This window comes from Hyphomicrobium sp. DY-1 (assembly GCF_047497105.1).
GTDB lineage: Bacteria > Pseudomonadota > Alphaproteobacteria > Rhizobiales > Hyphomicrobiaceae > Hyphomicrobium_B.
On the sequence record NZ_CP134870.1, the window covers coordinates 2,996,201 to 3,023,183 of the forward strand.

Annotated in this window: 24 protein-coding genes and 1 pseudogene; 14 read left to right on the plus strand and 11 right to left on the minus strand. The window is 59.7% G+C overall.

Annotated elements, in window-relative coordinates; genetic code table 11:
- Positions 1 to 14: 14 nt before the first annotated feature.
- From RLW41_RS14435 to RLW41_RS14445, 3 genes are all read right to left on the minus strand, one after another.
- Positions 15 to 1,565 (minus strand): DUF882 domain-containing protein, encoded by a 1,551-nt coding sequence (locus RLW41_RS14435; RefSeq protein WP_414461919.1) that lies wholly within the window; start codon positions 1,563 to 1,565, stop codon positions 15 to 17.
- 222 nt (positions 1,566 to 1,787) lie between these two features.
- Positions 1,788 to 3,971, minus strand: a complete 2,184-nt coding sequence (locus RLW41_RS14440) for a L,D-transpeptidase family protein (RefSeq protein ID WP_414461920.1) — start codon at positions 3,969 to 3,971, stop codon at positions 1,788 to 1,790.
- A 464-nt stretch (positions 3,972 to 4,435) separates the two neighbouring features.
- Positions 4,436 to 5,944, minus strand: coding sequence for a sigma-54-dependent transcriptional regulator (locus RLW41_RS14445; protein WP_409562359.1), 1,509 nt, complete (start codon positions 5,942 to 5,944; stop codon positions 4,436 to 4,438).
- Between the two features lie 300 nt (positions 5,945 to 6,244).
- Between RLW41_RS14445 and RLW41_RS14450 the strand changes: the two genes are divergently transcribed.
- From RLW41_RS14450 to RLW41_RS14485, 8 genes are all read left to right on the plus strand, one after another.
- Positions 6,245 to 8,092: a M3 family oligoendopeptidase gene (locus RLW41_RS14450; RefSeq protein ID WP_414461921.1), complete on the plus strand. Its 1,848-nt coding sequence runs from the start codon at positions 6,245 to 6,247 to the stop codon at positions 8,090 to 8,092.
- Positions 8,093 to 8,286: 194 nt separating this feature from the next.
- Positions 8,287 to 10,200: a potassium transporter Kup gene (locus RLW41_RS14455; protein ID WP_414461922.1), complete on the plus strand. Its 1,914-nt coding sequence runs from the start codon at positions 8,287 to 8,289 to the stop codon at positions 10,198 to 10,200.
- A 176-nt stretch (positions 10,201 to 10,376) separates the two neighbouring features.
- Positions 10,377 to 10,520 carry an aa3-type cytochrome c oxidase subunit IV gene (locus tag RLW41_RS14460; protein ID WP_013946414.1) on the plus strand — a complete coding sequence of 48 codons (144 nt, stop codon included), beginning with the start codon at positions 10,377 to 10,379 and terminating at the stop codon, positions 10,518 to 10,520.
- Between the two features lie 109 nt (positions 10,521 to 10,629).
- Positions 10,630 to 11,769, plus strand: a complete 1,140-nt coding sequence (locus tag RLW41_RS14465; protein ID WP_414461923.1) for a Re/Si-specific NAD(P)(+) transhydrogenase subunit alpha — start codon at positions 10,630 to 10,632, stop codon at positions 11,767 to 11,769.
- Between the two features lie 11 nt (positions 11,770 to 11,780).
- Positions 11,781 to 12,182, plus strand: coding sequence for a proton-translocating transhydrogenase family protein (locus RLW41_RS14470; protein ID WP_409562363.1), 402 nt, complete (start codon positions 11,781 to 11,783; stop codon positions 12,180 to 12,182).
- Between the two features lie 65 nt (positions 12,183 to 12,247).
- Positions 12,248 to 13,672 (plus strand): NAD(P)(+) transhydrogenase (Re/Si-specific) subunit beta, encoded by a 1,425-nt coding sequence (locus RLW41_RS14475; RefSeq protein WP_414461924.1) that lies wholly within the window; start codon positions 12,248 to 12,250, stop codon positions 13,670 to 13,672.
- Positions 13,673 to 13,829: 157 nt separating this feature from the next.
- On the plus strand, positions 13,830 to 15,218 hold the full coding sequence (locus RLW41_RS14480; protein WP_414461925.1) for a YiiX/YebB-like N1pC/P60 family cysteine hydrolase: 1,389 nt from the start codon (positions 13,830 to 13,832) through the stop codon (positions 15,216 to 15,218).
- Positions 15,219 to 15,230: 12 nt separating this feature from the next.
- Positions 15,231 to 16,058, plus strand: coding sequence for an alpha/beta hydrolase (locus RLW41_RS14485; RefSeq protein WP_414461926.1), 828 nt, complete (start codon positions 15,231 to 15,233; stop codon positions 16,056 to 16,058).
- A 78-nt stretch (positions 16,059 to 16,136) separates the two neighbouring features.
- On the opposite strand, the gene rpsU is transcribed toward RLW41_RS14485, so the two are convergent.
- Entirely contained in the window at positions 16,137 to 16,490 is a 354-nt protein-coding gene (rpsU, locus tag RLW41_RS14490; protein WP_409562367.1) for a 30S ribosomal protein S21, read from the minus strand.
- Positions 16,491 to 16,790: 300 nt separating this feature from the next.
- Between rpsU and RLW41_RS14495 the strand changes: the two genes are divergently transcribed.
- Positions 16,791 to 17,354, plus strand: coding sequence for a nuclear transport factor 2 family protein (locus RLW41_RS14495; protein ID WP_414461927.1), 564 nt, complete (start codon positions 16,791 to 16,793; stop codon positions 17,352 to 17,354).
- A gap of 8 nt (positions 17,355 to 17,362) precedes the next feature.
- On the opposite strand, the gene RLW41_RS14500 is transcribed toward RLW41_RS14495, so the two are convergent.
- Together RLW41_RS14500 and RLW41_RS14505 are read right to left on the minus strand one after the other, a co-directional pair.
- Complete coding sequence (locus RLW41_RS14500; RefSeq protein WP_414461928.1) at positions 17,363 to 18,685, minus strand: glycoside hydrolase family 3 N-terminal domain-containing protein; 1,323 nt, start codon at positions 18,683 to 18,685, stop codon at positions 17,363 to 17,365.
- Positions 18,686 to 18,779: 94 nt separating this feature from the next.
- Positions 18,780 to 19,640 carry a transporter substrate-binding domain-containing protein gene (locus RLW41_RS14505; protein ID WP_409562370.1) on the minus strand — a complete coding sequence of 287 codons (861 nt, stop codon included), beginning with the start codon at positions 19,638 to 19,640 and terminating at the stop codon, positions 18,780 to 18,782.
- A gap of 441 nt (positions 19,641 to 20,081) precedes the next feature.
- Here RLW41_RS14505 and RLW41_RS14510 point away from each other — a divergent pair.
- Both RLW41_RS14510 and RLW41_RS14515 read left to right on the plus strand, forming a co-directional pair.
- Positions 20,082 to 20,528, plus strand: a pseudogene (locus RLW41_RS14510) (glycosyltransferase); the annotation flags it as partial.
- A gap of 97 nt (positions 20,529 to 20,625) precedes the next feature.
- Positions 20,626 to 21,312, plus strand: coding sequence for a glycosyltransferase family 2 protein (locus tag RLW41_RS14515; RefSeq protein WP_414461929.1), 687 nt, complete (start codon positions 20,626 to 20,628; stop codon positions 21,310 to 21,312).
- Positions 21,313 to 21,325: 13 nt separating this feature from the next.
- Here the strand turns inward: RLW41_RS14515 and RLW41_RS14520 are convergent, their stop codons facing one another.
- The gene (locus RLW41_RS14520) at positions 21,326 to 21,688 is read right to left on the minus strand and encodes a DUF3175 domain-containing protein (protein WP_414461930.1); all 363 of its coding nucleotides are present in this window, start codon (positions 21,686 to 21,688) and stop codon (positions 21,326 to 21,328) included.
- 151 nt (positions 21,689 to 21,839) lie between these two features.
- Here RLW41_RS14520 and RLW41_RS14525 point away from each other — a divergent pair, with 151 nt between their 5' ends.
- Entirely contained in the window at positions 21,840 to 23,096 is a 1,257-nt protein-coding gene (locus RLW41_RS14525) for a class I SAM-dependent methyltransferase (protein ID WP_409562373.1), read from the plus strand.
- Positions 23,097 to 23,111: 15 nt separating this feature from the next.
- Here the strand turns inward: RLW41_RS14525 and RLW41_RS14530 are convergent, their stop codons facing one another.
- Both RLW41_RS14530 and RLW41_RS14535 read right to left on the minus strand, forming a co-directional pair.
- A complete protein-coding gene (locus RLW41_RS14530) occupies positions 23,112 to 23,855 on the minus strand; it encodes a lysophospholipid acyltransferase family protein (RefSeq protein ID WP_409562374.1) in 744 nt (247 codons plus the stop codon).
- A 159-nt stretch (positions 23,856 to 24,014) separates the two neighbouring features.
- A complete protein-coding gene (locus RLW41_RS14535; RefSeq protein WP_013946426.1) occupies positions 24,015 to 24,158 on the minus strand; it encodes a hypothetical protein in 144 nt (47 codons plus the stop codon).
- Positions 24,159 to 24,551: 393 nt separating this feature from the next.
- On the opposite strand from RLW41_RS14535, the gene RLW41_RS14540 reads away from it, so the two are divergent.
- Positions 24,552 to 24,737 (plus strand): hypothetical protein, encoded by a 186-nt coding sequence (locus RLW41_RS14540; RefSeq protein ID WP_035575729.1) that lies wholly within the window; start codon positions 24,552 to 24,554, stop codon positions 24,735 to 24,737.
- Between the two features lie 35 nt (positions 24,738 to 24,772).
- On the opposite strand, the gene RLW41_RS14545 is transcribed toward RLW41_RS14540, so the two are convergent.
- Positions 24,773 to 25,000: a hypothetical protein gene (locus RLW41_RS14545; RefSeq protein WP_013946428.1), complete on the minus strand. Its 228-nt coding sequence runs from the start codon at positions 24,998 to 25,000 to the stop codon at positions 24,773 to 24,775.
- A 394-nt stretch (positions 25,001 to 25,394) separates the two neighbouring features.
- Here RLW41_RS14545 and RLW41_RS14550 point away from each other — a divergent pair, with 394 nt between their 5' ends.
- Positions 25,395 to 25,649, plus strand: a complete 255-nt coding sequence (locus tag RLW41_RS14550) for a hypothetical protein (RefSeq protein ID WP_414461931.1) — start codon at positions 25,395 to 25,397, stop codon at positions 25,647 to 25,649.
- Between the two features lie 24 nt (positions 25,650 to 25,673).
- Here RLW41_RS14550 and RLW41_RS14555 read toward each other — a convergent pair whose 3' ends face one another.
- Entirely contained in the window at positions 25,674 to 26,957 is a 1,284-nt protein-coding gene (locus RLW41_RS14555; protein ID WP_414461932.1) for a diguanylate cyclase, read from the minus strand.
- Positions 26,958 to 26,983: the final 26 nt, after the last annotated feature.

Here is a 26,983-nt window from a genome sequence, read left to right on the forward strand (position 1 = left end):
AACTTAGCGACTTGTCAGCGGGCGCTGGTCTGGACAGGGCGGTTCGAGATGCCCGTGGCGATGCGGCTGTCTTCCAGTTCCTTCAGGGCTTCGGCGTGCACGGCCTTGCCTTTGAATTGATCGCACCACATTGCTTCCGCCAATTGGCGTCCCGGTCGAAACCGCATTGGCTCAAGCGTATCGACATCATCCAGGACTTCGAGCGTAGCGGCGACGTCGGGAGCCTGCATCGGCGCGAGCGGCTTGTCGCGGGCTGTCGGTTCGTTGGTCAGAAACGGAGCAAGCGGGAAGGGGCGATAGTCCATCTCGTCGGGATGGTCTTCGTCGTAGGCCGGTGCCTGCGCCCATTCGGTCATGCTGGCCGGGCGCATATCGCTGACGGTTCCGGCCGCCGGATCGAGGCTTGCGACTTGAGCGATCGGCGCTTCCGAAGGTTTGCGATTTTCAGCCAAGGCTGCGGCGGCGAGCGCTTTCTGCGGGCGAACGGCGGGTCTTGGACCTTGGATGAGTTCCGGCAGCGGCATGGAGGCGGCGGACGCAACCAGATCATTGAGCTTGCTGCGATCGGCTTGCGACGGAACCGTGAAATGCGACGAGCGGTCGATCAGTCTTGGGACAGCGATAGCCTGTGATTGCCCGTCGCTGGGTTCGAGCGAAGCAACCGTCGACGGCGGCGCGAACGGACGTACCGGCGGCGAGAGCGACGGATCGGGCTCGGTCGTTATGTTGACGTTGCGCCGGGTCGAACCGTCGGCTGTTTTCGGGCGCGTGCCTAAGCCCAATGAGGCGACGACGTTGAGATGCTTCTTCGGCGGGCTGACCTCGAGGGACGCCACCATGGTGCGCGAGGTTCCTGGCTCACGGCGATCATGGAAGAATTCGGCGACCTGGGTTGCGAGCTCGTGGAACCGGCTGCGTGCGATTTTAACGTCGGCCGGGGTGATCGGGCGACCATCGGCGGGCACGAATTTCGAGTGGCCATTCGGAAAGAGCAGGGCAAGCTCCTGGCGCGGCATACGCGGCCACATGCGAACGTTGGCCGTGTCGATGTGAATGAAGGGGATGCCGGACGTCGGATAGTATCCGACGCCGCCGCGCTCACGGATCAGCGCAGAGTAGCGCATCTTCTTCAGCGGAATATCGGGGAAGGTAATGTCGATCGCTTTGCCAGTGATGTGCTGGCTGAACCGCGCCTGACCGCCGCGCGTTTCGCGAAGCATTTCATTGGTGCTTGCCGTGCGATAGCCGCAGATGATGTTGATCGGCTCCTTCGAGCCGAGCTCTTCGTGCATTTCCCAGGCGAGGTCGATAGTGGCGGGCGCGATCGTGATGATCTTGTTCTTGCGCCAGTCGCGCATGATGTAATTTATTTTGGTCATCGCCTCGGGAATGTATTTTCCATTCCGCTTGTAGACGATGGTCAGGCGTTCGTGTGTGTGGATGTGATAGAGGGAAATCACGCGCTCGTTAGGCTGCCCGGCCGCCGTCATCTTGTCGGCGTTGAGACACACAGACAAAATCAGCGCGAGTGCGCCGAATACCAGCCCTGAGCGGCGAGCGGCCACGAATTCCCCCGTCCCTACTAAAAACATTCCGAGCCCGACTGGGGCCAAAATGCTCGGCCGTTAACGATTAACCCCGAACCGTTAAGAGGCAGTAACTATCCCCAGCCGATATCTAAAACTTCGGAAAGGGCGATAAAAAGGCCAGTGGGCTCGGCAAATGAAAAAGCCGGCCCGCTTACGCGGCCGGCTTCTCATGTCTGCTTCGTCAGTCGTTGGCTGTGCTCAGAAGCCGCCAAAGACCTGCTTGAAGAAACTGCCGAGGCCACCGTTGTGCTTCTTGCGGCGCCCGCGGCTGTCGTATTCGTCGTCATCGCCGAAGAGCGATGCGAAACCATCGTTGCGCCATCCCTCATTCGGGATGTCTTCGGGCGACACCTTCTTTTCGTCAGCTTTGACGATCTGGTTCCACTTGCCGGCGAGAGCGAGCGTAATGCGTTTCTCGTGGCCGTAGATGTCGTTGAAGGTCTGAACCTCGCCATTATCATCGACCCACGCCGTGAAATACGTCACGTGTACGGGAATGGGATGATCGAGGGCGATCTCGTTCTCCTCCGGGCCGTTCTTGACGAGATCGTCGACCTTCTCTTTGTCCCAGCCTTTATCCTTGTCGAGGATGAGTTCGGCCAACGACACGGGGTTGCGCACGCGCATGCAGCCGTGGCTGAAAGCGCGGACGGGTTCGTTGAACAGACTTTTGCTCGGCGTGTCGTGCAGATAGACCGCGTGCTTGTTCGGGAACAGGAACTTCACGACGCCGAGCGCGTTGCCGCCGCCGGGCGGCTGATAGACATGGAAATTGCGAATGTCGGTGCGAGACCAATCGACATTACGCGGATCGACCTTGCGACCGTTGTATTCCATGACCAGACCCTGGCGACGCAATGAATCGTAGCCCGATCGAAGGCCTGGCAGCAGTTCCTTGATCTTGATCGAGTCCGGAACGTTCCAGCGCGGCTTGATAACGACTGTCTTCATCGTCTCGGAGAAGATCGGCGACTGGGCGTCGGGCCGGCCAGAGACGATGCGCTCTTCATGGATGACCTGGCCATTCGACACCACACGGAATTTGAATTCCGGGATGTTGACCATGACATAGTAGTTGCCGAGATCGGCGGGCATCCACCGCCACTCTTCCATATTGGCGACTAGGCGGTCCGTCGTGACGCCATTGCCGGCGTTCAACGAATTGCGCAGCACGTTCGTAATCCAGAAGCTCGCCGGGCGAATGCCCTTCTGCTCCTTGTAGGCCTTCACGGCGTCGGCCAGCGCATTGTCGTAATAGTTTTCGTCGGCGGGCGAGCCGTCAGCTTTGACCGGCGGCACCGTGACTTTCAGGCGCTTGCGCAGGATGGCGATTGCGGGATCGCTCTGGCCGGGCTTCATATTCGGCCCGCTGGGAATTTTCAGCGCTTCCTCGGCCTTTTTCGACGCCCGCAGTGCGAGGAGCTTCTCGCGCAAACGGCGGAACTGCTCCTGCTGCGGGTTGAGCGAGGTCAGATAGGCAGCTTTGTCGGGTGCTGCCGCGAGATCGTCGAGGACGGTCTTGCGATCAAGCAGTACCGGCTTGCGGTCGATGTAGGTGCCGAGCTGTGCGGACGGATCGCTGATGCGATCGCCGTGTGCATCGCGCGCATACTCCATCGCCTCAAGCGATAGACGGGCTTCTGCGGCCATCAGGTCGTCGGGATTAAAGCCGCCGTCGGCGTTCGCCTTCAGATCGGGAATCTTGAAATCGGCCGAGCGCAGGCCCCAATCATCGGCACCTTGGAGCGCCGAAATAAGGCTCTTGGCTTCGGGGGTGAAGCCGTGCTTGTCGACCCACAGCGTTGCGCCCATGCGGTCGTGATAGAATTTTGCGAGCGCGTCGCGATCGGCAGCGTCGGTTCCGGATAGCGCCTTCTTGGCGTTGTTCTGAATGTAGTCTTCCATAGGCAGATAGAGCAGCCGATCGTCGGCGACGATTGTGGGCTGTTGGGCAGCTGCGGCGTCGGCAGCAGGTGCAGGCGTTTCAGCAACCGGCGCGGTTACAGCCGTGTCGGTCGGTTTGTCGGTAATGGCAGGTGCTTCCGGCGCCTTAGCTTCCGACGCCGGAGCTTCGGCTGCAGGCTTGCTTTCGGGAGCTGCCGCGCTGTCGGTCGCCGGCGCTGCTGGGGCCTGTGCAGCAGTGTAAGCGTCCGGTACCGGTTTGGCAGCGTCTGCCGCAGGTTGATGTTCTGGCGCCGTTTCCTGGGAACCGGCTGCGGGAGCAGCGGCAGGTTGTGTCGCGCTATCCGTGCTGTTGGACTGCCCACTTGTCGATTGTTGATCACTTGTCGGCTGATCACTGGCGGGATCGAGTGCCAACGCGGCTGATCCTGCGCTGGCCGTCAGCAACAGGCCGACAGCCAGGACTTTTGCGACGCGCATTCCGAAAACCACCTTTCAACTCCCCCGGCGATAGATAGGTGCCAGCGTTTCGTCTGACCAACCAGATCGCGGGACATAACTGTGTTGCACAGCGCTGTGGCGAAACTGTTGCTGCTTCGTGCCCTTAAATGCACAGAAAACGGGCCAATACGGCGCGTCCGATGCGCCCACCCGATTCGATTACTTCCAACACCATAGAAAGCGGAAAGTTTCAATTTGATTGCAGCGCGTCGGATTTCGCGACAGCTATAGCCAAAATGCAAAAGCCCCGGATGCAGCCGGGGCTTTTGCTGTCGAGGGCGAAGGGGCTCGCTCTCTCATCCTGGCCGGCGATCTTGAAGACCGGTCGGATGTAAACAGAATGTTGTGTGCGGTCTGGTCGCATGGTGGCGGGAACGGAGGGCGCGTGCATGCGCGCTCCACTCTCGCCTTTGGCGTGCAGCCTCTAAGGTTCGGTGACGTGTCTAGTTGGTGCGGGGCTCGAGGCCGTATTCCTGCATTTTGCGGTAGAGCGTCGAGCGTCCGATGTTGAGTCGTTTGGCGACTTCCGTCATGTGGCCGCGATAACGGCCGAGAGCCAAGCGGATCATGTCGGCTTCGATGGCTTCGAGCGAGCGGATTTCGCCGTCCTCAGCCATAGCCTGGATACCGAGCGCACTTCCCGCCGATGAGGTCTTCATCTCGACGGTATGCGGGACGGTGTTCTCGGCGCCGAGAAGGGCCGGGCCGGTGTAGGCCTGCGGCTTCTGGACGACCGAAGGTGCGGCCGGAATTTCCGCCTCGAAGCCATCGACGTGGGCGGCGATCTGAGGGAATTCCGAAACCGTGAGTTCAGGACCGTCGGCCAGGACGACCGCGCGGAAGACCGCATTCTCGAGCTGGCGAACGTTGCCTGGCCAGGAATAGGCCTGCAGCAAACGCATGGCGCGGTCCGAGATCGTGGTCACGCGTTTGCCTTCCTCGGCGGCGAAGCGGGCAATGAAGTGGCGCGCAAGCTCGGGGATGTCTTCGACGCGTTCACGCAGCGGCGGAACGAAGATCGGGAAGACGTTGAGACGGTAATAGAGATCCTCGCGGAACTTGCCGTCCTTGACCTGCTGGATCATGTCACGGTTCGTCGCCGAGATGAGGCGGAAGTTGACCTTCACCGGACGCTTGGAGCCGACCGGATCGATCTCGCCTTCCTGCAGGGCGCGCAGCAACTTCACCTGAGCTTCGAGGGGCAGCTCGCCCACTTCGTCGAGGAAGAGGGTGCCGCCATCGGCTTCTTGGAATTTGCCGATGCGCTTGTCGATGGCGCCGGTAAACGATCCCTTCTCGTGACCGAACAGAATGCTTTCGATCAGGTTTTCGGGAATCGCACCGCAGTTCACCGTGATGAAGGGCTGGCCGGCGCGATCGCTCTCGCCTTGGATGGCGCGTGCGATGAGTTCCTTGCCGACGCCGCTTTCGCCTTCGATCAGAACCGGGATGTTCGATGCGGCGGCGCGCTTGCCGAGCGTGATGACACGCGTCATCGCTTCGCCGCGCAGAACGAGATCGCCGAACGTCAGCTTGCCTTCGGCGGTTTTCTTGATGCGCGTGATTTCGTCCGTCAGCGCTTCAATTTTGAGGGCGCTCTTGATGGATACCTCGAGCCGTTCTGGCGAGGCGGGCTTGACGACGAAATCGACTGCGCCGCGGCGCATGGCGTTGATCGCGGTTTCGATCGAGCCGTTCGCGGTCTGCACGATGATCGGCGGCATGCCAGCAACGTGGCCGACACGGTCAAGAACGGCCATGCCGTCCATCCCCGGCATAATCAAGTCCAACAGGACGAGACCGATCTGCGGGCGTTCCTGGCCTTCGAGAACTTGAATGGCTTGTTCGCCGGAGCCACATGATTTGGTCTCGAAGCCAAATCGCTTGATGGTCTCTTCGAGAATTCGACGTTGGGCAGGATCGTCATCGACGATCAGAATACGCTTTGACATTTTCACGCAACTTTTACTCTAACGCAGACACGAGGGTCGTTTTTGAGCAATGGAAGCAGACTGCCCCAGCTTCACACACTTGGTGACCCGGAACTTACGCAACGAGCACATCATTGCCGGACAACGGTAAACGTAAGGTTTCGCGGTGACGCAAATTTCGCCGCTGTTCGCTAAGAGGCTGAACTCTCGCGAAAGTTTTTTTCAGCCGGTCCCGACCCTACATCTGTCCAGATCGTCAAATTTCATCTTTTCCGAGGCTGTGCTAAGCCACGGCTCGCATTCTTAACTATAGAGGTTCTCATGCGCAGGTGGCCGTTGTCCGACATCACTCTCGCTCCACAAGCCGCGACCAAGTTGGCGGAAGACAAGGACGCATTGGGCAACATGCCGCAATGGGATCTCAGTGATCTCTATTCCGGCCCCAACGATCCGGCCATTCAGCGCGATCTCAAAGAAGCGGCCGCTGAGGCGACGCGCATCAAGGCGACGTATCAAGGGCGCTTAGCGGAACTCGCCAAGGACGGCGACAAGCTGATCCATCCGGTCAAGGATTACGAGAAGCTGTCCGATCTAGCGGGCAAGCTCGGATCGTTTTCCGGGCTCTACTATGTTCTCAATCAGACGGACCCGGCGCGTGCGAAATTCAATGCCGACGTCTCGGAAGCGCTGACGAAGCTCTACACCGATCTCATCTTTTTCGAACTCGAACTCAATCAGATCGACGACGCCGTGCTTGAGTCGGCGCTGAAGCACGAAAGCCTCAAGCGCTATAAGCCGTGGTTCGATGATCTGCGGAAGGAAAAGCCGCATCAGCTCGACGAACGCATCGAGACGCTTTTCACCGAAAAATCGCAGACGAGCCGCGGCGCGTGGAACCGGCTGTTCGACGAGACAATGTCGGCGCTGCGATTTGAGGTCGAAGGTGAGAAGGAAGCGCTTTCGCTTGAGCCGACGCTCAACCTGCTGTCGCACGCTGACGAGAAGAAGCGCGAGGCAGGATCAAAAGCGCTCAGCAAAGTTTTTCAAGCGAATCTGCCGCTGTTTTCGCGGATCACGAATACGCTTGCGAAAGACAAAGAGATCTCCGATCGCTGGCACAATTTCAAAGACGTTTCAGACAGCCGCAACCTTGCGAACCGTGTCGAAGGCCCGGTTGTCGACGCGCTCGTGTCGAGTGTCCGCGCGGCCTATCCGCTGCTGTCGCATCGCTATTACGCAATGAAAGCCAAATGGCTCGGCAAGAAGACGCTGGCGTCTTGGGATCGCAACGCGCCGCTTCCCGACAAACCGGAACGCACGATCACGTGGTCGGAAGCCGAGCAGATCGTTCTTCGGGCCTATAATGGCTTTGCACCCGAGATGGCGACGATCGCCAAGCAGTTCTTCGATAAGAACTGGATCGATGCGCCGGTGAAGCCCGGCAAGGCGCCAGGCGCGTTCTCGGCGTCGACGGTGCCGTCGGTGCACCCTTACGTCATGATGAATTATCTCGGTAAGCCGCGCGATGTCATGACGCTCGCGCATGAGCTTGGCCATGGCGTCCATCAATGGCTGGCGCGCGATCAGGGTCCGCTGCTGGCGCCGACGCCGTTGACGCTCGCCGAGACGGCATCCGTGTTCGGGGAGATGCTGACGTTCCGCGCGCTCATCGCTGAGACCAAGGATGCGCGCGAAAAGAAAGCGATGCTCGCGGCCAAGGTCGAGGACATGATCAATACGGTCGTGCGCCAGATCGCATTCTATACTTTTGAGCGAAAGGTTCACGAAGCGCGCCGCGAGGGCGAACTGACGGCCGAGCAGATCAATGGCTTCTGGATGGAGGTACAGGCGGAAAGCCTGGGGCCGGCGATCGATCTGAAACCCGGCTACGAGGTCTTCTGGACCTATATCCCGCACTTCATTCATTCGCCGTTCTACGTCTACGCCTACGCGTTCGGCGACTGTCTGGTAAACTCGCTTTACGGCCTTTACGCCGAAGCCCACTCCGGGTTCGTGGCGAAATACTTCGATCTGTTGAAAGCCGGCGGGTCGAAGCACCATTCGGAGCTGCTGGCGCCGTTTGGGCTCGATGCGCGCGATCCTCAGTTCTGGAATAAGGGACTTAAGGTCATCGAGGGGATGATCGACGAACTGGAAACCATGTCTTGAGCCTGCTCTAGAAAGCGTTCATAAAACCGACTGTTCGGCGGTGCAGCGAATCCTGCGAAGGTGTGCTGCCGAACGGTCCGCTGGAAAGGCAACTCGGGGGTGGCGAATTTAACGCTTTCCATTGGCTCGACGTGAGGGTAGAAGCCCGCCACTTTGCTGCGATGCAGCCCAATTCGACAGGTCGAGGTGCCTGAATGGCACAAGCGCCCGCCTCTTCTCAGGCTGCCGATTATGGCGTCGGAGAGGGGCATGACAGTAAGAACTTCTGGGCATTGGCACTGGGCTCGGTAGGTGTCGTCTTTGGCGACATCGGTACGAGTCCGCTTTATGCTTTCAAGGAGGCTATCACAGCTGCTTCGCACCGCGGACTAACCGCCGCGGAGGCGGCGGTCGGCGTGCTGTCGCTTATCTTCTGGAGCATGACGCTCGTCGTCACGGTGAAGTACGTGCTCCTTTTGCTCCGCGCCGATAACAAGGGCGAGGGCGGTATGTTCGCGCTGATGGCGCTGGGCCAGACCGTCGCCCGTCGCAGCGCGCCGCTGCTCGGCGCGCTCGGCATCGCCGGCGCTTCGTTCTTTTATGGCGATGCGGTTATTACGCCGGCGATTTCGGTGTTGTCGGCGGTCGAGGGCCTGCAACTCATCGCGCCGCAATTCGAGCGCGCCGTCATTCCGGTCGCCGTCATTGTTCTCGCCGGTCTTTTCTGGATGCAGTCGCGTGGCACGGACCGGGTCGCGCGATTTTTCGGTCCGGTCATGTGCGTCTGGTTTGCCGTTCTGGCGCTGGGCGGTCTCGTCCACATCGCCGACAATCTGCACGTCCTTCGTGCCCTCAATCCGATTGAGGGCATTTCATTTGTCTACCACCACGGATTTCTGGGCCTGACAGTGATGGGCCTCGTCTTTCTGGCATGTACCGGCGCCGAAGCGCTTTACGCCGACCTTGGCCATTTCGGCCGGAAGCCTATCTCTGTCGCCTGGGTCTACTTCGTCATGCCGGCGCTGGTGCTCAATTATTTCGGCCAGGGCGCGTTGGTCATGAACGACGCCAATGCGATCGAGAACCCGTTCTACAAGCTTTATCCCGACTTCATGCTTGTGCCGATGCTGGTCCTGTCGACGTTCGCGACCGTGATCGCAAGCCAGGCAGTGATAACGGGCGCCTTTTCGCTGACCCGTCAGGCTATCCAGCTCGGCCTCGTGCCGCGCTTCGAGATCCGGCATACGTCGGAGAGCATGGCCGGACAGATCTATATGCCGAGGGTCAACTGGATCCTTTTCGTAGCCGTTCTTGTCGCGACTTTTGCCTTCAGGACGTCGTCCAATCTGGCGGCGGCCTACGGTGTATCGGTGACGGCAGCGATGGTCATCGATTCGTTGATGGCGTTCTTCGTCATTTGGAAATGCTGGAAGTGGCCGCTGTGGCGCGTCGCGCTCATCATCATTCCGCTGCTCTTGATCGAGCAGGCGTTCTTCTCGGCCAATATATTGAAGCTGCTCGAAGGCGGCTGGGTGCCGCTCGCCATCGCCTGCATGCTGGCGATCATCATGTTCACCTGGGTGCGCGGCACGCGCGTTTTGGCAAAAGTCACGAAGCGCAACGAGGCCGACCTCGATTGGCTCGTGCGCAAGCTCGAAGCGAAGCCGCCGCATCGCGTTTCGGGAACGGCCGTGTTTCTGACCGGCGATCCCTATGCGGCGCCGACGTCGATGATGCATAACCTGAAGCACAATCGCGTCATGCATGAGCGCAACATTCTGCTCTCAATCCGAACGGAAGAGACGCCGCGCGTAGCCCGTCATGAGCGGCTGACGATCGAGCGCGTTTCCGATCATTTCATCCGGATCATTGCGCGCTACGGCTTCATGGAAACGCCGAGTGTGCCGAAGATTCTCGAACATGCGCGCCGGAAGGACTGCAACATCGACATTGGCTCGACGTCGTTCTTTCTGTCGCGGCGTTCGCTGCGCATGACAGCGAAGTCTGAGCTGCCGCGCTGGCAGGAACGCCTGTTCATTATGCTGGCAGGAAGCGCGGAAGACGCGACGACTTACTTCCAGATTCCGACCGACCGAGTCGTCGAGGTCGGTACGCAGGTTGCGGTGTAGCGAGGCTTGCTCGCTTCTACAACCTAGGCTCGATGCCGTACGGTGGGTGCGCGGCACCTGCTGATTTTCTGGCGCAAACTGAGCTAAAGGCCAGACTGCGACACCTTGAAGCTCGCCACATCTTGAGATACCTAACCCCATACAGATTTTAAAACACGCCACTGGGGAGTGAAACTTTGGATATCGATACCTCGAAGGGTAGCCCGGCAATGGACTACGCAGCGCATCTTGAAACCTACCGCGATTTCGTGCGCTTCCTAAAGATTGGCGTCATCACAGTGGCCGTCATTCTCGTCCTCATGAAGATCTTTCTGGTCTGATCCCCGGCTCACCTACGCCAATTAGGTGACGTCATGGGGCAGGCCGGTAATGGACTGCCCCTTTGCTTTTTCCGGTTCTGCCCCTGCCGCCCATCGATTGGACCGAGACATGGTTACGATAGCTGTCACCAGTGAGCCGGCCGACGAGCCGCGCGTTGCCGTTTCGCCGGACACGGTCAAGAAATTCACCGGCCTCGGCGCGCTCGTTCGTATCGAACAGGGCGCAGGACTTCGATCGCGCTTCTCCGACGACGCTTATCGCGCCGCCGGCGCGGAGATCGTCAGCAAAGCCGATGCGCTTTCCGGCGCTGATATTCTGCTGAAGGTTCGCCGTCCATCTGTCGATGATGTCAAAGCACTGAAGCCCGGTGCGATCGTTGCCGGCATGGTCGATCCTTACGGCGAGCGCGATGGTCTCGACGCGTTGGCGGGGACCGGCGCAACCGTCTTCTCGATGGAATTCATGCCGCGCACGACGCGCGCGCAGTCAATGGACGTGCTGTCGAGCCAGGCGAACCTTGCGGGCTACAAGGCCGTCGTCGATGGCGCTTCGATGTTCGGTCAGGCGCTCCCGATGATGATGACGCCCGCCGGTACAGTTCCGGCGGCAAAGGCGTTCATTATGGGCGTCGGCGTTGCGGGCTTGCAGGCCATTGCGACGGCGCGGCGGCTCGGTGCGCAGGTGACAGCAACAGACGTTCGCCCGGCGACGAAAGAGCAGGTGCAGTCGCTCGGTGCGAAGTTCATCGCCGTCGAAGATGATGAGTTCAAGCAAGCGCAGACGGCTGCCGGTTATGCCAAGCCGATGAGCGCGGAATATCAGGCGAAGCAGGCCGAACTCGTCGCCAACCACATCAAATCGCAAGACCTCGTCATCACGACGGCGCTCATTCCCGGCCGTCCGGCGCCGAAGCTTATTTCGCGCGCCATGATCGAGAGCATGAAGCCCGGCTCGATCATCGTCGACCTCGCGGCCGAGCGCGGCGGCAACACCGAGATGACGGAGCCCGGCAAAACGATTGAGACGCCGAATGGCGTCAAGATTTTCGGGCCGCTCAATCTTGCAGGCACTATCGCCGTCAACGCTTCAAGTCTCTACGCCCGCAATCTCTTGGCTTTCCTCGAAACGATGATCGACAAGAAGGAAAAGACGCTGGCGGTGAATTGGGACGACGAACTGATCAAGGGAACGCTGATCGCCAAAGACGGGCAGATCGTGCATCCCAATTTTGCGACGAAGACGGCATGAGGAGCCTTGCCATGCGCTTGATCCAAACTCTGCTCGCCGCTCTTGCGGTCACGGCATTAACGGCATCGTCGGCTTTCGCGGCCGAGGGGCATGGCGTCAGCCCGTCTGTATACGAGCTGATGGTGTTCGTGATTGCCGTTTTTGTTGGCTACTACGTCGTCTGGTCGGTGACACCGGCTTTGCACACGCCGCTCATGAGCGTCACGAACGCGATCTCGTCCGTGATCGTGGTCGGCGCGCTGCTCGCTGTCGGTGTTTCGCTGACGGGTTCGGACAGCGGCATCGCTCGCGTGTTCGGGTTCCTCGCATTGACGATGGCGTCGATCAACATCTTCGGCGGCTTCCTCGTCACCAACCGGATGCTCGCCATGTACAAGAAAAAAGAAACGCCTCCACCGAAGAAAGAGAGCTGACGCTCGCGTCGCTCGTCGCATGAGAACCGTCGCAGGAATCCGATAACAGGCCCGGGAACGCACCTATGTCCGCAAACGTCGCCGCTCTGCTTTATCTCGCCGCCGGCGTTCTCTTCATCCTGGCGCTTAGAGGCCTGTCGAGCCCCGCGACATCGCGCAAGGGCAACCTCTACGGTATGATCGGTATGACGATCGCGATCCTCACGACGCTTGGGCTCGCTGAGCCGACGGCGACGTCGTGGATCCTGATCGTGCTCGGCATCGGCATCGGCGGTTTCATTGGCGCCAAGACGGCGCGCGAAATTCCGATGACGATGATGCCGGAACTCGTCGCGGCGTTTCACTCGCTCGTCGGTCTCGCCGCGGTGTTCGTTGCGGCCAGCGCGCTTTACGCGCCATCGGCGTTCGGCATTCTCGTTGATCCGGCGGCACCCGATCTGGGGATCAAGGCCGGCAGCCTGCTCGAGATGTCGCTCGGCGTTGCGATCGGTGCGATTACGTTCACCGGTTCGGTCATTGCGTTTGCGAAGCTGTCGGGGCGGATGTCGGGCAAGCCCATCATGTTGCCGTCGCGGCATCTGATCAACGCAGGCCTTGGCATTCTGCTGATCCTGATGATCTACGCGTTCATCGCTTCGGGCGGGTCGGCGTGGCTATTCTGGCTGATCGTGGCGCTCTCGCTGTTGATCGGCGTCCTGATCATCATCCCGATCGGCGGCGCCGACATGCCAGTGGTCGTCTCGATGCTGAACTCGTATTCGGGTTGGGCCGCCGCGGGCATCGGCTTCACGCTCGGCAACGTCGCGTTGATCATCACCGGCGCGCTCGTCGGCTCATCGGGCGCCATCCTGTCGTACATCATGTGCAAGGCGATGAACCGCCAGTTTCTGTCGGTGATTGCGGGCGGCTTCGGCGGCGAGACTGCGGCGGCCGGGGCTGCCGGCGGCGGCGAGCAAAAACCTGTCAAGCTCGGCTCGGCGGAAGATGCCGCCTACGTTCTCAAAAATGCGTCGAAGGTCATCATCGTGCCGGGCTACGGCATGGCGGTCGCCCAGGCGCAGCATGCGTTGCGCGAGATGGCGGACGCCCTGAAGAAGGCCGGCGTCGAGGTCAAATACGCCATTCACCCGGTTGCAGGACGTATGCCGGGTCACATGAACGTGCTGCTCGCTGAGGCCAACGTGCCCTACGACGAAGTTTTCGAACTCGAAGACATCAACAGCGAGTTCGCACAGGCTGACGCCGTGTACGTCATCGGTGCCAATGACGTCGTCAATCCGGCGGCCGAGGAAGACAAGACGTCGCCGATCTACGGCATGCCGGTGCTTCAGGTCTGGAAAGCCGGAACGGTGTTTTTTAATAAGCGCTCGCTGGCGTCGGGCTATGCCGGCATCGACAACCCGGTCTTCTACCGCGACAACACCGTGATGTTGTTGGGCGATGCCAAGAAAATGACGGAAGAGATCGTTAAAGCCCTGGCTGCGGACTAGGCTAGGGCTGGCCCAAGGGTCGGTGCGAGCCGACTGGCCGTAGATCGTCGGCCAATGGGGCGGATCGGCAACAGGAGGTTGCCGATTGCGGTGGCTCGGGTCAGAACCGGGCCGGTCTGCTATAACTTGCAGCCAAGGGTGAGTTTGAGGGTTTTCCGTGTTGGCTCCTGTCGCGTCGGCGTCTTTCGAAAACGATATCCAGCACATCGAGATTCTCGCGGCGACGCCGGTAACGAATTCGGCGCTGCTCGCCCGCAACCTGCAATTCATCTATGAGCGGGCATCGAAGGCGCGATTTGCCGATTACGACGTGGTGGGCATCGCGCGGCAGGCGCCGCAGTTGATGTACCGGCTGTTTGATTTGCGTGTTGGGCTTCGCGATCACCTGGCGCATTACGAGATGCTCGGCCTGATGACGCCTGAGGTGACGCAAGGCTTCCGAGACGTCTTCCGGGTGCTCCGATACGTGTCGGACATGCTTGGTGAGATCACGACAGGGCATCCGCGCACAAACGAGAACGGATATCTGCTGCGCGGCTTCACCGGCGCTGACAACAACACGCTCGTGAACTACGACTTCTACCGCAGCGGCGCGGCCCACCATTTTCGCTCGGGCGACGTCGTGCTGGTGCGAGGCACGGCGCACAACAGCGCCGCCATCGCCCGGATCGGTGACGTCGATAGCCAGTTCAGCCATATCGGCATCGTCTACATCGATCCTCAGGGCGACCACTGGATGGTCGAGAGCCTGATCGAAGACGGCGCTACCATCACCCCGCTCGCGAAGGCGCTCGACCATAACATCGTGCGCGCTGTGCTCTATCGTCATCGTGATGCCGATCTCGGAGCGCGCGCGGCTAAATACATTTTCGATTACGTGGCGGCGTCGCACGCGAAAGGCGGCAAGCGCATCCTTTACGATTTCTCGATGCGCACTGACGATACGCGGAACTTGTTTTGTTCGAAGCTGGTCCGGCTCGCCTATGAGCAGGGCAGCTTTGGGACTTTCAGGCTGCCGACCTATCCGACGCACATCGCCCGCAAGAACAAGGATTTTCTGGACCGCGTCGGTGTCGCGACCGACCTGACGTTTGCGCCTGCCGACATCGACATGGAATCGGGTTTCGATCTTGTCGCCGAATGGCAGGACTATCGCGATACGGCCGGCATTCGCCTGCAAGACTTCACGATGGACAAGCTTTTCGAGTGGATGGATAGATACAACTATCGCTTCGAAGAGACGACGGCGGTCAAGCTCGTTTCTCTTTTAGGCCGCTTTTCGTCACACTTCTCGGAAGGGGCTAAGGAAGTTCTGTCGTCGGTCTTTCCCCGCGTCCCGATCAATATGCCGCGCAAGACCGTTGCCGTGGTTGCGATGCTGCACAAAACGGCCGAGCCGATCTATCGGGAACTCATGAAGCTCAATCAGGATTGCGTTGCGGAGACGGGTGTCCCGCTTCATGGTTTAGACGCGATGGCAGCGCTCGAAAGCATTCGTGAACGAGAAGGTGACAGGATCGGGTATCTGGTTCGTCATCGTGACTGACCCAAGGCGGGCGTGCTTTTGGTTCTCAAATACATTCTGATCACTCTCGTTCTCCTTTACGTCGTCGTGGCGGGGGCGATGTATGTGGCGCAGCGGCGGTTCCTGTATTTCCCCGATCCCGTGCGCACGGCGCCCGCGGCTGCGGGGCTCGTGGGCGTGTCTGAGCTCGTCATTCCGACACCTGATGGCGAGAAGCTGATTGCCTGGTACCGCAAGGCGCGGCCAGGTCAGCCGACGCTGCTTTATCTTCACGGCAATGGCGGCTCGCTGGCGTTCCGCGCTGAGACGATGCGGAAATATATCGAGCACGGACGCGGCATGCTCATGCTGGCGTACCGGGGCTTCAGCGGTTCCACGGGGTCGCCGACGGAAACGGCCAACGTGGCGGATGCGAAACTCGCTTACGAGACGCTGATCCGCGACGGCGTGAAACCTCGCGACATCATTTTGTATGGCGAATCGCTCGGCTCGGGGGTGGCGATACAGGTGGCGAAGGATGAGAAGGTCGAGGGGCTTATTCTCGATGCGCCCTACACGTCCATTCTCGAATTGGCGTCGGCGGAGTTTCCGTGGCTACCGGTCGGGCTGCTCCTGAAGGATCGATACGAATCGATCAAATACATCCATGACGTCCACGTGCCGATTTTTATTATGCACGGGGATGCCGATGAGGTGGTGCCGGTCGAGATGGCCCGCCGGTTGTTCGCTGCCGCCAATGAGCCGAAGGAGATCAAGATCATTCACGGCGGAGGGCATGTCATCCATGACGGACCCACCTTCGCGTTCGTGAATGGCTGGATCGACAGACTGCGCGCGGGAAAGTTGCTGGCGCGTGACTAAACGGACCGGCTTTCAGCAATACAAAAAGGCCCGCGGACATCGCGAGCCTTGATTGTGTCGTCGCATTGCGGCGATGGCTTAGAAGCTGCTGCCGGTGCCGCCGCTGCTGGCTCCGCCAGCGCTGCCGCCGTTCTGGCCGCCGCGGAAACCGCCGCCTGCACCGCCCTGGCCGCCACGGCCGGGACCACCCTTGCCACCGGCGCCACGCGCCGTTGCAGGCTTGCTCGGCAGGAGACCTTCGCGCTGCAGCTTCTTGCGGGCGAGCTTGCGAGCGCGGCGCACCGCCTCGGCTTTCTCGCGGGCTCTCTTTTCAGAAGGCTTTTCAAAATGACCGCGGAGCTTCATCTCGCGGAAAACGCCCTCGCGCTGCAATTTTTTCTTAAGCGCCTTGAGAGCCTGATCAACATTGTTGTCGCGAACGAGAACCTGCAAGCAGTTGTATCCTCTGAAGAAATTCTGTCTCTTGAATGCGCAAAACCACCGACTCCGGAGGTTTGGCCGCCGGTGTCCGCGCGTGTTCTGGGCCGCCTTGTATCAAAGACGATGAAGATTGGCAATCGGCAGGACGGGAAATCCGTCAGGGCACCGCTAGGCCCAACGATACGCCGAATGGGCCTTTTCGGCCGCGGAATTTCGCCTTTTCGGTTAAGGCGGCAACCGAAATTTCACGCACAGCGGGAATCATAACATCAAGAGAGGATTGGGACAGCCTCGTCCGCGAAAGGATCGCCTATGACAGGATCCTGGAATGCCCGGCCATTGCTCCGAGCGATCGGTCTTCTGATGATCGCCAGTGCCGGAGGAGCCTACAGCCCGGCCAAGGCTGCGAATGGCCAAACAGACGGGCCGGGGTGCGCCAAGCTTTCCGAGGTCCAGATGGTTCAATTGCTCAATGGCTGGCGCGCAGCGTTCGTGAGCGGGAGCGCGGAACAGCTTTCGACCCTTTATGCTGATGATGCAACGCTGGTCGCGACCAAGGACGGCAAGGTCTACAAGGGCCGCGATGCGATCCGGACCTACTATCAGGATTTCTTTTCCCGGCATCCCCGGCTGTCGATCCGCCCGGCATCGCTCGTCGCCGGATGCGGTTCGGCGACCGTCAGCGGTCCTGTGATCTATCGCATCACCGGCGAGCGCAAAGGGACGCGGATGTTGCTTGGCGGGCGGTACAAGACTGAATTCGAACGGGTCGGCGAGAAGTGGGAAATCGTTCGCCATTCGCTCGCGGCCGATCCGAGGACCATCGGCGAGCCGTTCGAGAAGACGCTGACCAAGGCTCCTGCATCGGATCTTTGAGGCGCGTCTTACTGCTGCGCCTGAACGGGAGCGGACGGCGGCAGGTCGCGATCGTCGACGAAGACGTAGCGCTTCAGCCGCTCGCGCGTCTCGTTTTCGCGCGCGATTGAGATTTCGCCCTTCTGGTCGGCTTCGATCAACGCGGACATCAGGATGTCGTAGCTCTTGTCGACGCTGCACAGCAGGATCAGATCGACCCCTGCATCGAGCGCTTTGACGGCCGCGCCGCCCAAGCCGTCGCGCGATTTCGTGACCGCGCCCATGCTGAAGTCGTCGGTGATGAGGAGGCCGTCGTTTTCGAAGCGCGGGCGCACGACCTTGTTGATGACGATATCGGAGAAGGACGCCGGCGTCGTGCTGTCAATGCTGTCGAGCCGGACGTGGCCAAGCATAGTCGCAACGCCGGGCTCCGTCATTACGCGGCGGAACGGCACCCAATCGGTCAGTTCAAGCTGGCTTGAACCGGCGCTGATGTCTGCCGACGTTACGTGTGTGTCGCGCGTCACGCGACCCAAGCCGGGGAAATGCTTCAGCGTGCAGATGATGTTGAATTTCGTCAGCGTATCGCAGTACCAGCCCGCGACTTTGGCGACGAGGTATGGATCGTCGTCAATGGCGCGCCAATAGATGCGGGTTTCGCCGTCGTTGCGATTGGGCTTGCCGAGCCGCAGATCGACGACAGGGCCAAAGTTCATCGTGATGCCGAGGCGTTCCAGTTCGCGCGCTTGCGTTTCGGCATATTGGCGGACGGCTTTTTCGCGATCGCTGTCGGTCTTGAGCTTGGCGATGAGCATGCCGAGCGTCGGCTGCCACTTGAGCGGGGGCGAGAGCCGCGACACGTATCCGCCTTCCTGGTCGGCGGCAACGATGAGGCGGGGCAGGCCTTGCTGACGGCGGATCATCTGCAGGTCGTCGATGTCTTTGGCGACGTCCTGAATTTTCCGGCCCTGGACGTTGTGATCGGTGACGAAGATGCCGGCGATGGCCTTTTTCTCGACGAGCGGCTTGACCTGAGAAAAGCTATCGAAGCCGACGACGATGCGTCCGCCGAGACGTTGGAGCCGCTGCGGATCGGATGCCAGGATTTCGTCGCGCGTCAGAAGTTTTTGCGGCCGTTGCGGCAAGGCCGGCTGCGCGGGCTCGGCTTTTACTGCGAGCTTGGCACGTCTGGTTTTATTGCGGGCATGATAACGCGGCGAGTGGCGCTTGTGATATTTGCGCGAGCCAGATTTGTGATAGCCGGAGCGCGCATCGGACGAGCTGCCGCCTGGCACCATCAGTGCGGCTGACAGAACGGCGAGCAGCAAGGCGCGGATCACAGTTTGAATCATAGCTCGTCAAATTAGCTTGCGGATCGTGCCGTTGCGTGCCGATGCAGCATTAAGCTTGTTTTTTTATGGCCGTGCAGTGCACGCCAGCTTCGTTTCAGTAAATTCTGACCGGAAAGTAGCGCTGAACGAGTTCTTCGAAACGTCCCGAAGCGCGAACGCGTTCCAGTGCTTTGTTCAGCAGGAGCCTAATCTGCGGATCATTCTTGGGGACGGCGATGGCCATGCCGTCTCCAAAGAATTTGGGCTCCAGGAAAGCACCGCCGCGCATTTCGCAGCATTGGCGCGATAGTGTACCGTTAAGCCAGAAAGCCAGCGAGATGCCGTCGTCGAACAGGAAGTCGGCCTTGCCGGCGGCCAGCGCCTCTCGCGCCAGGTCGGGATTTTCATAAATGACGAGCGGGCTGTCGTGGAAGAACGCTCGGAGGAACGCTTCGTGCGGGGTGCCGCGGGCGACAGCAATGCGTTTGCCTTCGAGCTTGCCGGGCGTCATCCCCACGCGCGGCTCGTCCTTGCGGGCGGCGAAGCGACCCGGCGTGTGGAAGTAGCGATCGGTGAAATCGACCTGTTTCAGCGCCGCTGCCGTCACCTTGTGTCCGGCGATGACGGCGTCGGCCTCGCCCTTCAAAAGGTCGGGGATCAACTCGTCCCAAGGGCGAACCTTGATATCGCAGGAAGTGTTGAGTTCGAGGCAGATGGCGCGGGCGAGATCGACGTTGAAGCCGACGAGCACGCCGTCTTCGTCGTAGAAATCGAATGGCGGATAGTCGTTGTCAGTCAGAAAGCGGATGACGACACGACGGGGCGGGGCGGCATCCTTGGACGCGCCGACGTTGGCAACGGCAGGGTCTGATCCTGATGCGTCCTGGGCTGCGACCGGTGCTGCAAGGCTGAGTGCCGCGAAAAAAGCCACGGCCATCGCCAGAAGTGCATCTCGGCTCAGTCGTTGCGCTTTCATTTCAAAAGAACTCCGGGTTCTCGTGTCCGCGATCGACGCCCATTCTTGGCTTTTAATTTTACGCATCTTGAGCATATGGTTTGTCACTGGCTGGGCGGCGTGACCGTCGGAGGGGCCAGTCAGGTGCATGCCATGCTGGGGACTCGGCCCAAAACGCCGACCACGCGGACATTCCGCGTGCCGCCACGTGTAACGCGCGGTCGTCCACCGCCGTCTGGACGCGTGTTCGCTCAGCCCCCCTTTCGACGCGATATTGGGCAACTGGACCGTGCGGTCAACGATTTGCGACGGCGGGCACCGGACTTTTCCGCCGCTTCTCCGCTGCTTTTGTGGCAGCGGGTGCTTTTGTTCGTCACGCTAGCGGGTTTGACGGCCGGGCTTTTCTTGCTTGACGACTTTGGTCTCGTACTCTGGTCGCTGACCATTGCGGTGCCGTTTCTGATGATTTCGGTGTTGCGGTTGGCGGCGCTCTGGCGGGTCGTGAGCGGCCATCAAGAAGCGGTCGACCCGCGATGGCTTGACCGTCGGTACGATAACCGGCTGCCGACATTTTCGGTCCTGGTTCCGCTCTATCGCGAGGTTGCTGTCGTGCCGGCGCTCGTCCGCGCGATGGGTCGGCTCGACTATCCAAGCGACAGGCTCGAAATTCTTTTCATCACCGAAGTAGATGATGCAGTGACACGGCATGCGCTTTTGCACGCCGGGCTCGGCGCCAACATGCGTGTGGTGACGGTTCCGCGCGGTCAACCCAAGACAAAGCCTAGAGCGCTCAATTATGCGCTGCAGGAAGCGCGCGGCACGCTGGTGGCGGTGTTCGACGCTGAGGATCGTCCCGATCCCGACCAACTTCGTCTGGCGGCAGTGGCGTTCGTTCGCGGCGGTCCGAGACTCGCATGCGTGCAGGCGCGGCTTGTAGTGTTCAATCCGGACGACTCTTTTCTCAGCCGCCAATTTACGCTCGAATACGCGGCGCTTTTCGGAGGGGGTGTTACCGGCGCTCGATCATTTGCGATTGCCTATTCCGCTCGGCGGGACGTCGAACCATTTTCGCCGCGACGTGCTTTTGAAATGTGGCGGCTGGGATCCGTTCAATGTCACCGAGGATGCCGACCTCGGAATCCGGTTGTCACGTCTTGGCTACGAGGTTTCGATCATCGATTCCGAAACCATGGAGGAGGCACCGGTTACGTGGCGCGTCTGGCGCGGTCAGCGCACGCGCTGGATCAAGGGATGGATGCAAACCTATCTCGTGCACATGCGACGCCCGCTACGGCTTTGGCGCGATCTCGGAGCCTGGAGGTTCTTTGGTTTTCAGGTGACCATCTCCGCCATGCTGATCTCGATGCTCGCGCATCCATGGTTCTATGTGCTGGTTGGGACGGAGGCCGTGCTCAGAGGTCGCGTCCTGCCGGAGAACGAATTTCTCTTCTGGCTCTTTGGAGCCAATCTGATCGTGGGATATGGTTCAGCGGCGCTGCTGATTTTAGTGACGTCGGTTTCAGCGGGCATATCGGGACGCGTGTTCTCCGTCGTTTTGCTGCCGATCTATTGGCTCGCGATTTCACTCGCGGCCTATAGCGCGATCCTCGATCTCGTCAGGAGACCTTTCTTCTGGGAGAAGACGACCCACGGCGTACGCCGACAGGCTCGCATGGCGAGACAAAGGGCATGATTGGCGACGGCCGCTATGCAGATCGCCCGAACGCCTTCCGCAATTCGACTTTGGCGCGGTCGAGCGTCTGGCGTCGGCGGGAGGTGAGATTCTTTCCGGCGCGATTGATGTAAAACGTCAGCATCGACATGGCCGATTGATAAGGCGTGCCCTTCCGGCGTTTGCTTCTTTCTGCCGATCGCTTCAGCGATTTGGCGATCTCTGACGGGTCGCGTCCCTCGAAGAGATGCGCCTTGATATCGAGGGCATCGCTCGTCTTCGTCACTTGCGCAGACCAGCGATGCGTCGAGCGCGGGGATTTGCGCGCATTTTTCGTCGTCTTCGCTGAATGCGTTTTACGCTTCGTAACCGAAGCAATTTGATTTTTTGGCGCCATGTCTTCCTCGCTGCTTGAGTATTTTGACGCATGACAGAACGATGATGAAAAACCGGCGCAAATCTGTTAAGTTCCTGGTGCCGACGGGAATTTGGCCGGAACCAAATTTCTTTCGTTGTGTTAAGTATCAGATATATTCGACGGCCTGCCCATGAAACGCCTGCTCCAATCGTTTCTGAAACAGTGCATCAAGACCGGAAGCCTCACGGTCGTCATGCCCAACGGTGATAGGCTCTCATCGGGGGACGGGACCGGGGTCCCTCTCGTCGTCACCCTCAAAGACAACAAAGCGGCGCGTGAACTTTTCTTCCATCCGCAGATGGCGCTGGGAGAACTTTTTACCGACGGCAGGCTGACCGTATCTGGGGGCACCGTTTACGATCTCCTGGAACTGCTAGGGCACAATCTTCACAGCCTGACTCCGCCGCAGTTCGGTTGGCTGCAGCACACGCTGCGCAATCTGCTGGAGCCATTTCACCGCGCGAATTCCGAGGGCAAGTCGCGCGATAATGTCCACCATCATTACGATATCGACGATCGCATTTATGAGCTCTTTCTCGATTCCGATCGCCAGTATTCGTGCGCCTATTTCGAAACACCGGACCAGGATCTGGAGACTGCTCAGCTCGCGAAGAAGCGGCACATTGTGTCGAAGCTTCTCGTCAAGCAGGGCGCGAAGGTTCTCGATATCGGCAGCGGCTGGGGCGGCATGGCGCTCTATCTGGCGGGTATTGCCGGCGCCGAGGTGACCGGCGTTACGCTTTCGCCGGAACAGCTCAAAGTTTCGAAGCGCCGCGCCAGCGAGAGGGGTCTTGCGAAACGCATTGATTTTCGGCTGCAGGATTACAGGGCGCTGACGGAGACGTTCGACCGGATCGTTTCAGTCGGGATGTTCGAGCATGTCGGTCTCAAGGACTATGAGACTTACTTCAACACGGTTCGGCGGTGCCTCAAGGACGACGGCATTATGCTCTTGCATTCGATCGGTCGGCTCGACGGGCGCAGCGCGATGAACCCGTGGTTCGAGAAGTATATTTTCCCAGGCAGTTACGTTCCGTCTCTCGCGGAAGTGTTCCCGGCCATCGAGAAGGCTGGCCTGATCGTTACCGATGTTGAGGTCTTGCGCCTGCATTACGCCGATACGCTGCTGGCGTGGCGGAAGCGCTTCATGGTACGGCGCGCTGAAGCCGCCGCACTGCTCGGTGAGCGCTTCTGTCGAATGTGGGAATTTTATCTGGCCGCGGGTGAGGCTGGTTTTCGATACGGCGGCTTGATGGTCTTCCAAATCCAGCTTGCCAAAAAAATCGACAGCGTGCCGCGGACACGCGATTACATCTCGGCTGAAGAGGATCGCCTGCGCAAGCGGGAGAAGCAGGCCAATGCGGATCACACGGTCGCGGCAGAATAGCCGCGTCTTCCGCTTTTAAAGAAACAGGCGCGGCGTTCCGCTCTGCTTGTTGCCGGTGAGGGGCTGGCGGTCGGTTGCCTTCGCCAATTCGTAGGCGCGCGCTGTAACTGCGTTCAGCGAAGCCTCGACCGCAAGGCGGGCTTTCTCCAGCGCTTCGTCGTCCGCATCGGGGGAGACGAAAATTGGTTCGCCCGCAACCCAAGCTAACCGCGACAAAGGCAAGTTCACCGTCATCTTGCTCCAGGTATTGAGCACTAGGAAGTGAGACGTCGCTGCTGCAACCGGGATGATTGGACGGCCAGAGAGCCGTGCGAGCGTCACGATGCCCTCGCCAGCGGTCCGTGGGCGTCTTGGCGGAACATCGGCGGTCATGGCGACGATGGAGCCGCTTTCGAGGGCCTTCACTGCCGCGCGAAGAGCGTAGGCGCCGCCGCGATCACGCTTGCGGCCTGCCGCGCCAGCGCCCCGGATCGCCGAGATTCCGAAGCGGGCCAGAACCTGAGCGACGAGCTCGGCGTCGCCGTGGCGGGCGACCATGGCTTCGACCCGATATTCACGGGTGTTCAGATCCGGCAGCATCATGAATTGCCCGTGCCACATGGCCATGATGAACGGCACCTGGGCGCGAAGGCGATCAAAGAAATCGGCCGGCTCATAAACCGTGGACGATGTCCGCCTGACGGTCCGAATAAGGCCGGCGACGAAGCGGCTGGACGCACTGATGGCGAAGCGATTTGTTTTGGAAGGCTGACGAACCATTATCTTGTCGCGTGCGTCGTCGTTCCGAAATGTTGAATAGTGGGACGGGATTGTCCGCTTGAACGAAAGTTAGCTCAAGTATGGCAAGAGGCAATTGCATCGCAATACTTAGCAACGGGTGATTAGTAGGAGACGTTTATGCCGTGGTCGGTGGGTCTGCTAGATCAGCATTTCAATTCCATAAGTGATGATGAGGGCAGAGGTCATTGCAACCACGATGCAGATCAGGGAAATGAGGACGTAATAGCCGTCCGATGCGTGATCGTCCTCGCAGAGAGGAATTTTTCCGGCCTGCTTTTGCATACAGAAATCCAACGGATAAACGGCTTTCCAAATTTGAAGCGGGCGGCATAGGGCTCTTTGCCAGCCCATACAAGCTGCGGCAGCAGAAATTCTGGGCTGCGTTTTCGCGCGGAGCCTGCGGCGCTTCGTCCGAGGACGGTTTTCCGGCTCTGAGTGGGGCAGGTAAGCAAGCCGTGGCAGCAACCCGCTTTCAGGCCCCGATAGGGCAGCGCTGATGTGCAGGACGCCGTTTGAGGCAAAGGCCGAATGGCATCGATATCATAGGCAACTGTGGCGCGATTGAAGCGTGGATGACAGCGGCGTTCATGATGAATTCATCGGCAGAGGCAGAAAAAGGAGGTCATGCTGCAGCGCAGCTAAAAATGCTCGTGCAAGGACTTTACGAGGGTGGCAATGGACAAATATCGCGTCGTCGTCTGGTGTGAATCCTGTCGCGGAGACGACGAAGGCTGTTTCGGGGGATCGTCGGAGGTTATCGGCGCCCAATTCGAAACCTGGGAAGAGGCCGAAAAGGCCGGCGCTCATTATTGTTTCGACCTGCCGTACCGCTACCGCGTCGAGCAGGCCGATATGCACTAAAATTTCAGTTGAAACGGCGGTTAGAGCGGCGGGCGTCACGCAAGGCGCATAAGTTCCCGCTCCTGGCCGAGTGCTTCTTTGAGCGTCTTCTGGGCCATCTGCATTTTTCTCAGCATGTCCTCGTAATCGACGGACGAATCGAGAGCTTCCGCGAGCAGGTAGTCGGCCTGCTCGACCTTCGCCTCAAGGTGGGCGATCCGCGACCGGGCATCGAAGAGCTCTACCGGCTGATTATTACTGACTGCGATGCTTTCAACGGTCATGAGCATTATCCTAACTTATATTCTGGACGAAACGCGTTAGCCGAGGCCTTGGTTCCCCCCAGCCTTCGTGAGCTGTTCGTCGCTGATGGATGCGGAAAACCGAGCGTTTAAAACCGATCGGCCGTTTCCGTCGGCGCTCGGTTGCTGGCACGCATCGGAGCGCAAAGGCATTGCTCAAGGCAACTGCCAATCGCGCGGACGGTGAACGGTATTTTAATCATCCGGTAACCGATTTTAACCCCTGGCGCCTGTCTGGGGTCTTTTCGCCGCGCTTTCGAGAGCGCACATTCATGATGCGGCCATTGCGCGATCGGTCACGGGGATCCGGTTGGATTCGGACGGCCTGCAGACTGTTGAGGGACTGACGGAGGCGAGACGAAGAGAGGAAAGAGCCATGGCCCTCTATTCTGGCGGCGACCGTAACGACGACTCTCAATTCGGTATTGGCATGCGCGATGGTGATGGCGTGCTCGATGCCTTGATCATTCTTCTGCTGGTCGGATTTTCGTTTGCGCTTTGGTTCGTGTGCGGAGCGCTGCGTCCGATGCTGGACGATACCAATCCGAGCTTGATGGCCCATCCGTCACCGATGTCGGGGCCTTACATCGCGGGCTCGGTGCAGCCTCAAGACCATTTGCCGGGAAGATAGTGCGGATTTTTTCCTGACTGGGTCTTAGATGCGGCGGGTCAAGCGCGCCTTGCGTTGGGAATGATGGTGCGCGGCTTCTGCCACAGCCCCGTAGACGTTCGCCCGCTCGGCTTCCGAGCCTTCCAGATCAATCGGAACAATGCTGTCCTTCTGCTGCCGGATGTCCTCGCGGCTTGAAAAGAGAATGACGCGATTGCGTCCGGAGCGTTTGGCGACATAGAGGGCGGCGTCAGCCTGAATAATTAAGTCGTTCAACATCGTTTCGTCGCCGACCTTGGATATTCCGACGCTGACCGAGCTGCCAAACAGCTGTGCGTCGGAAAAAAAGCGCTTCTCGGCGAATTTCTTGCGGATGCGCTCGGCCACGAGCAGGGCCGCCTTCAGTGTTGCGTCGGGAAGCAGAATGGCGAATTCCTCACCACCGAGGCGCGCAGCGAGATCGCCCTCCCGTACGGTGTCCCTCAGAATTTCGGCAAACGTCTGCAGTACGGTATCGCCGATCTGATGGCCATAAACGTCGTTGACTTGCTTGAAGTGATCGACGTCAAAAACGACGACCACGATGCTCGTCGGCGCACGAAATGCGGCGGCGCGATCGAAGAACGCGCGCCGATTGTAGAGGCCCGTCAGGGAATCCGTTTCGGCCTCGCGCTTGTGGCGTCGTGTCAGACGAATTTGATTGAGGCCGAGGGAGAGCGCGCCGATCGCGGCCGTATCGGCGAGGCAAACGATGAGGTTCAGATTTTCGGCCCAGTCGTCGGGCGGGCGGTTCATGATCCATTCGCCCTGCTGTGCCAGAGCAAAGGCACAGAGGCCGAATGACAGGCCGCCTACAACATAAAGGGTTGTGAGTGTCGTCAGCAGGAGCGGAGATTCGTGGCGGCAGCGCCAATATTCGATCCCCGTTTGGCATAAGATCAGCATCGCCGCGAGATTGAACACGATGTAGCAAAGGCCGTCATAACCACTAACCATCATGGATGTGGTGAGAACGCTGGCGATCAGCGCGCTGGCAATCATCAGTTTGGCGGGAAGCAATCCGGTGCGGAATTGGTAGGCAGCTCCGAGAAAGAACACCAATCCGATTTGAAGCGCAGAAAAAGCTACGATGCCGACCGAAGGCGAATAGTGCGCGACAAAATTGCTGTAGGCCAGAATGCTGACGACGAGGCTCGTGGAGCCGAGCGTCCACGTCATCAGGGTGCGGTCAGACTGCGAGACCAGCCAGCTCACAAAGAACGTCAGCGCCACCCCTGCGCTGCAGAAGCTCAGAGCGATCAGCAATGAATTGTAATCGAGCAGAATCATACCCGGACAATACCGACAAATCCTTT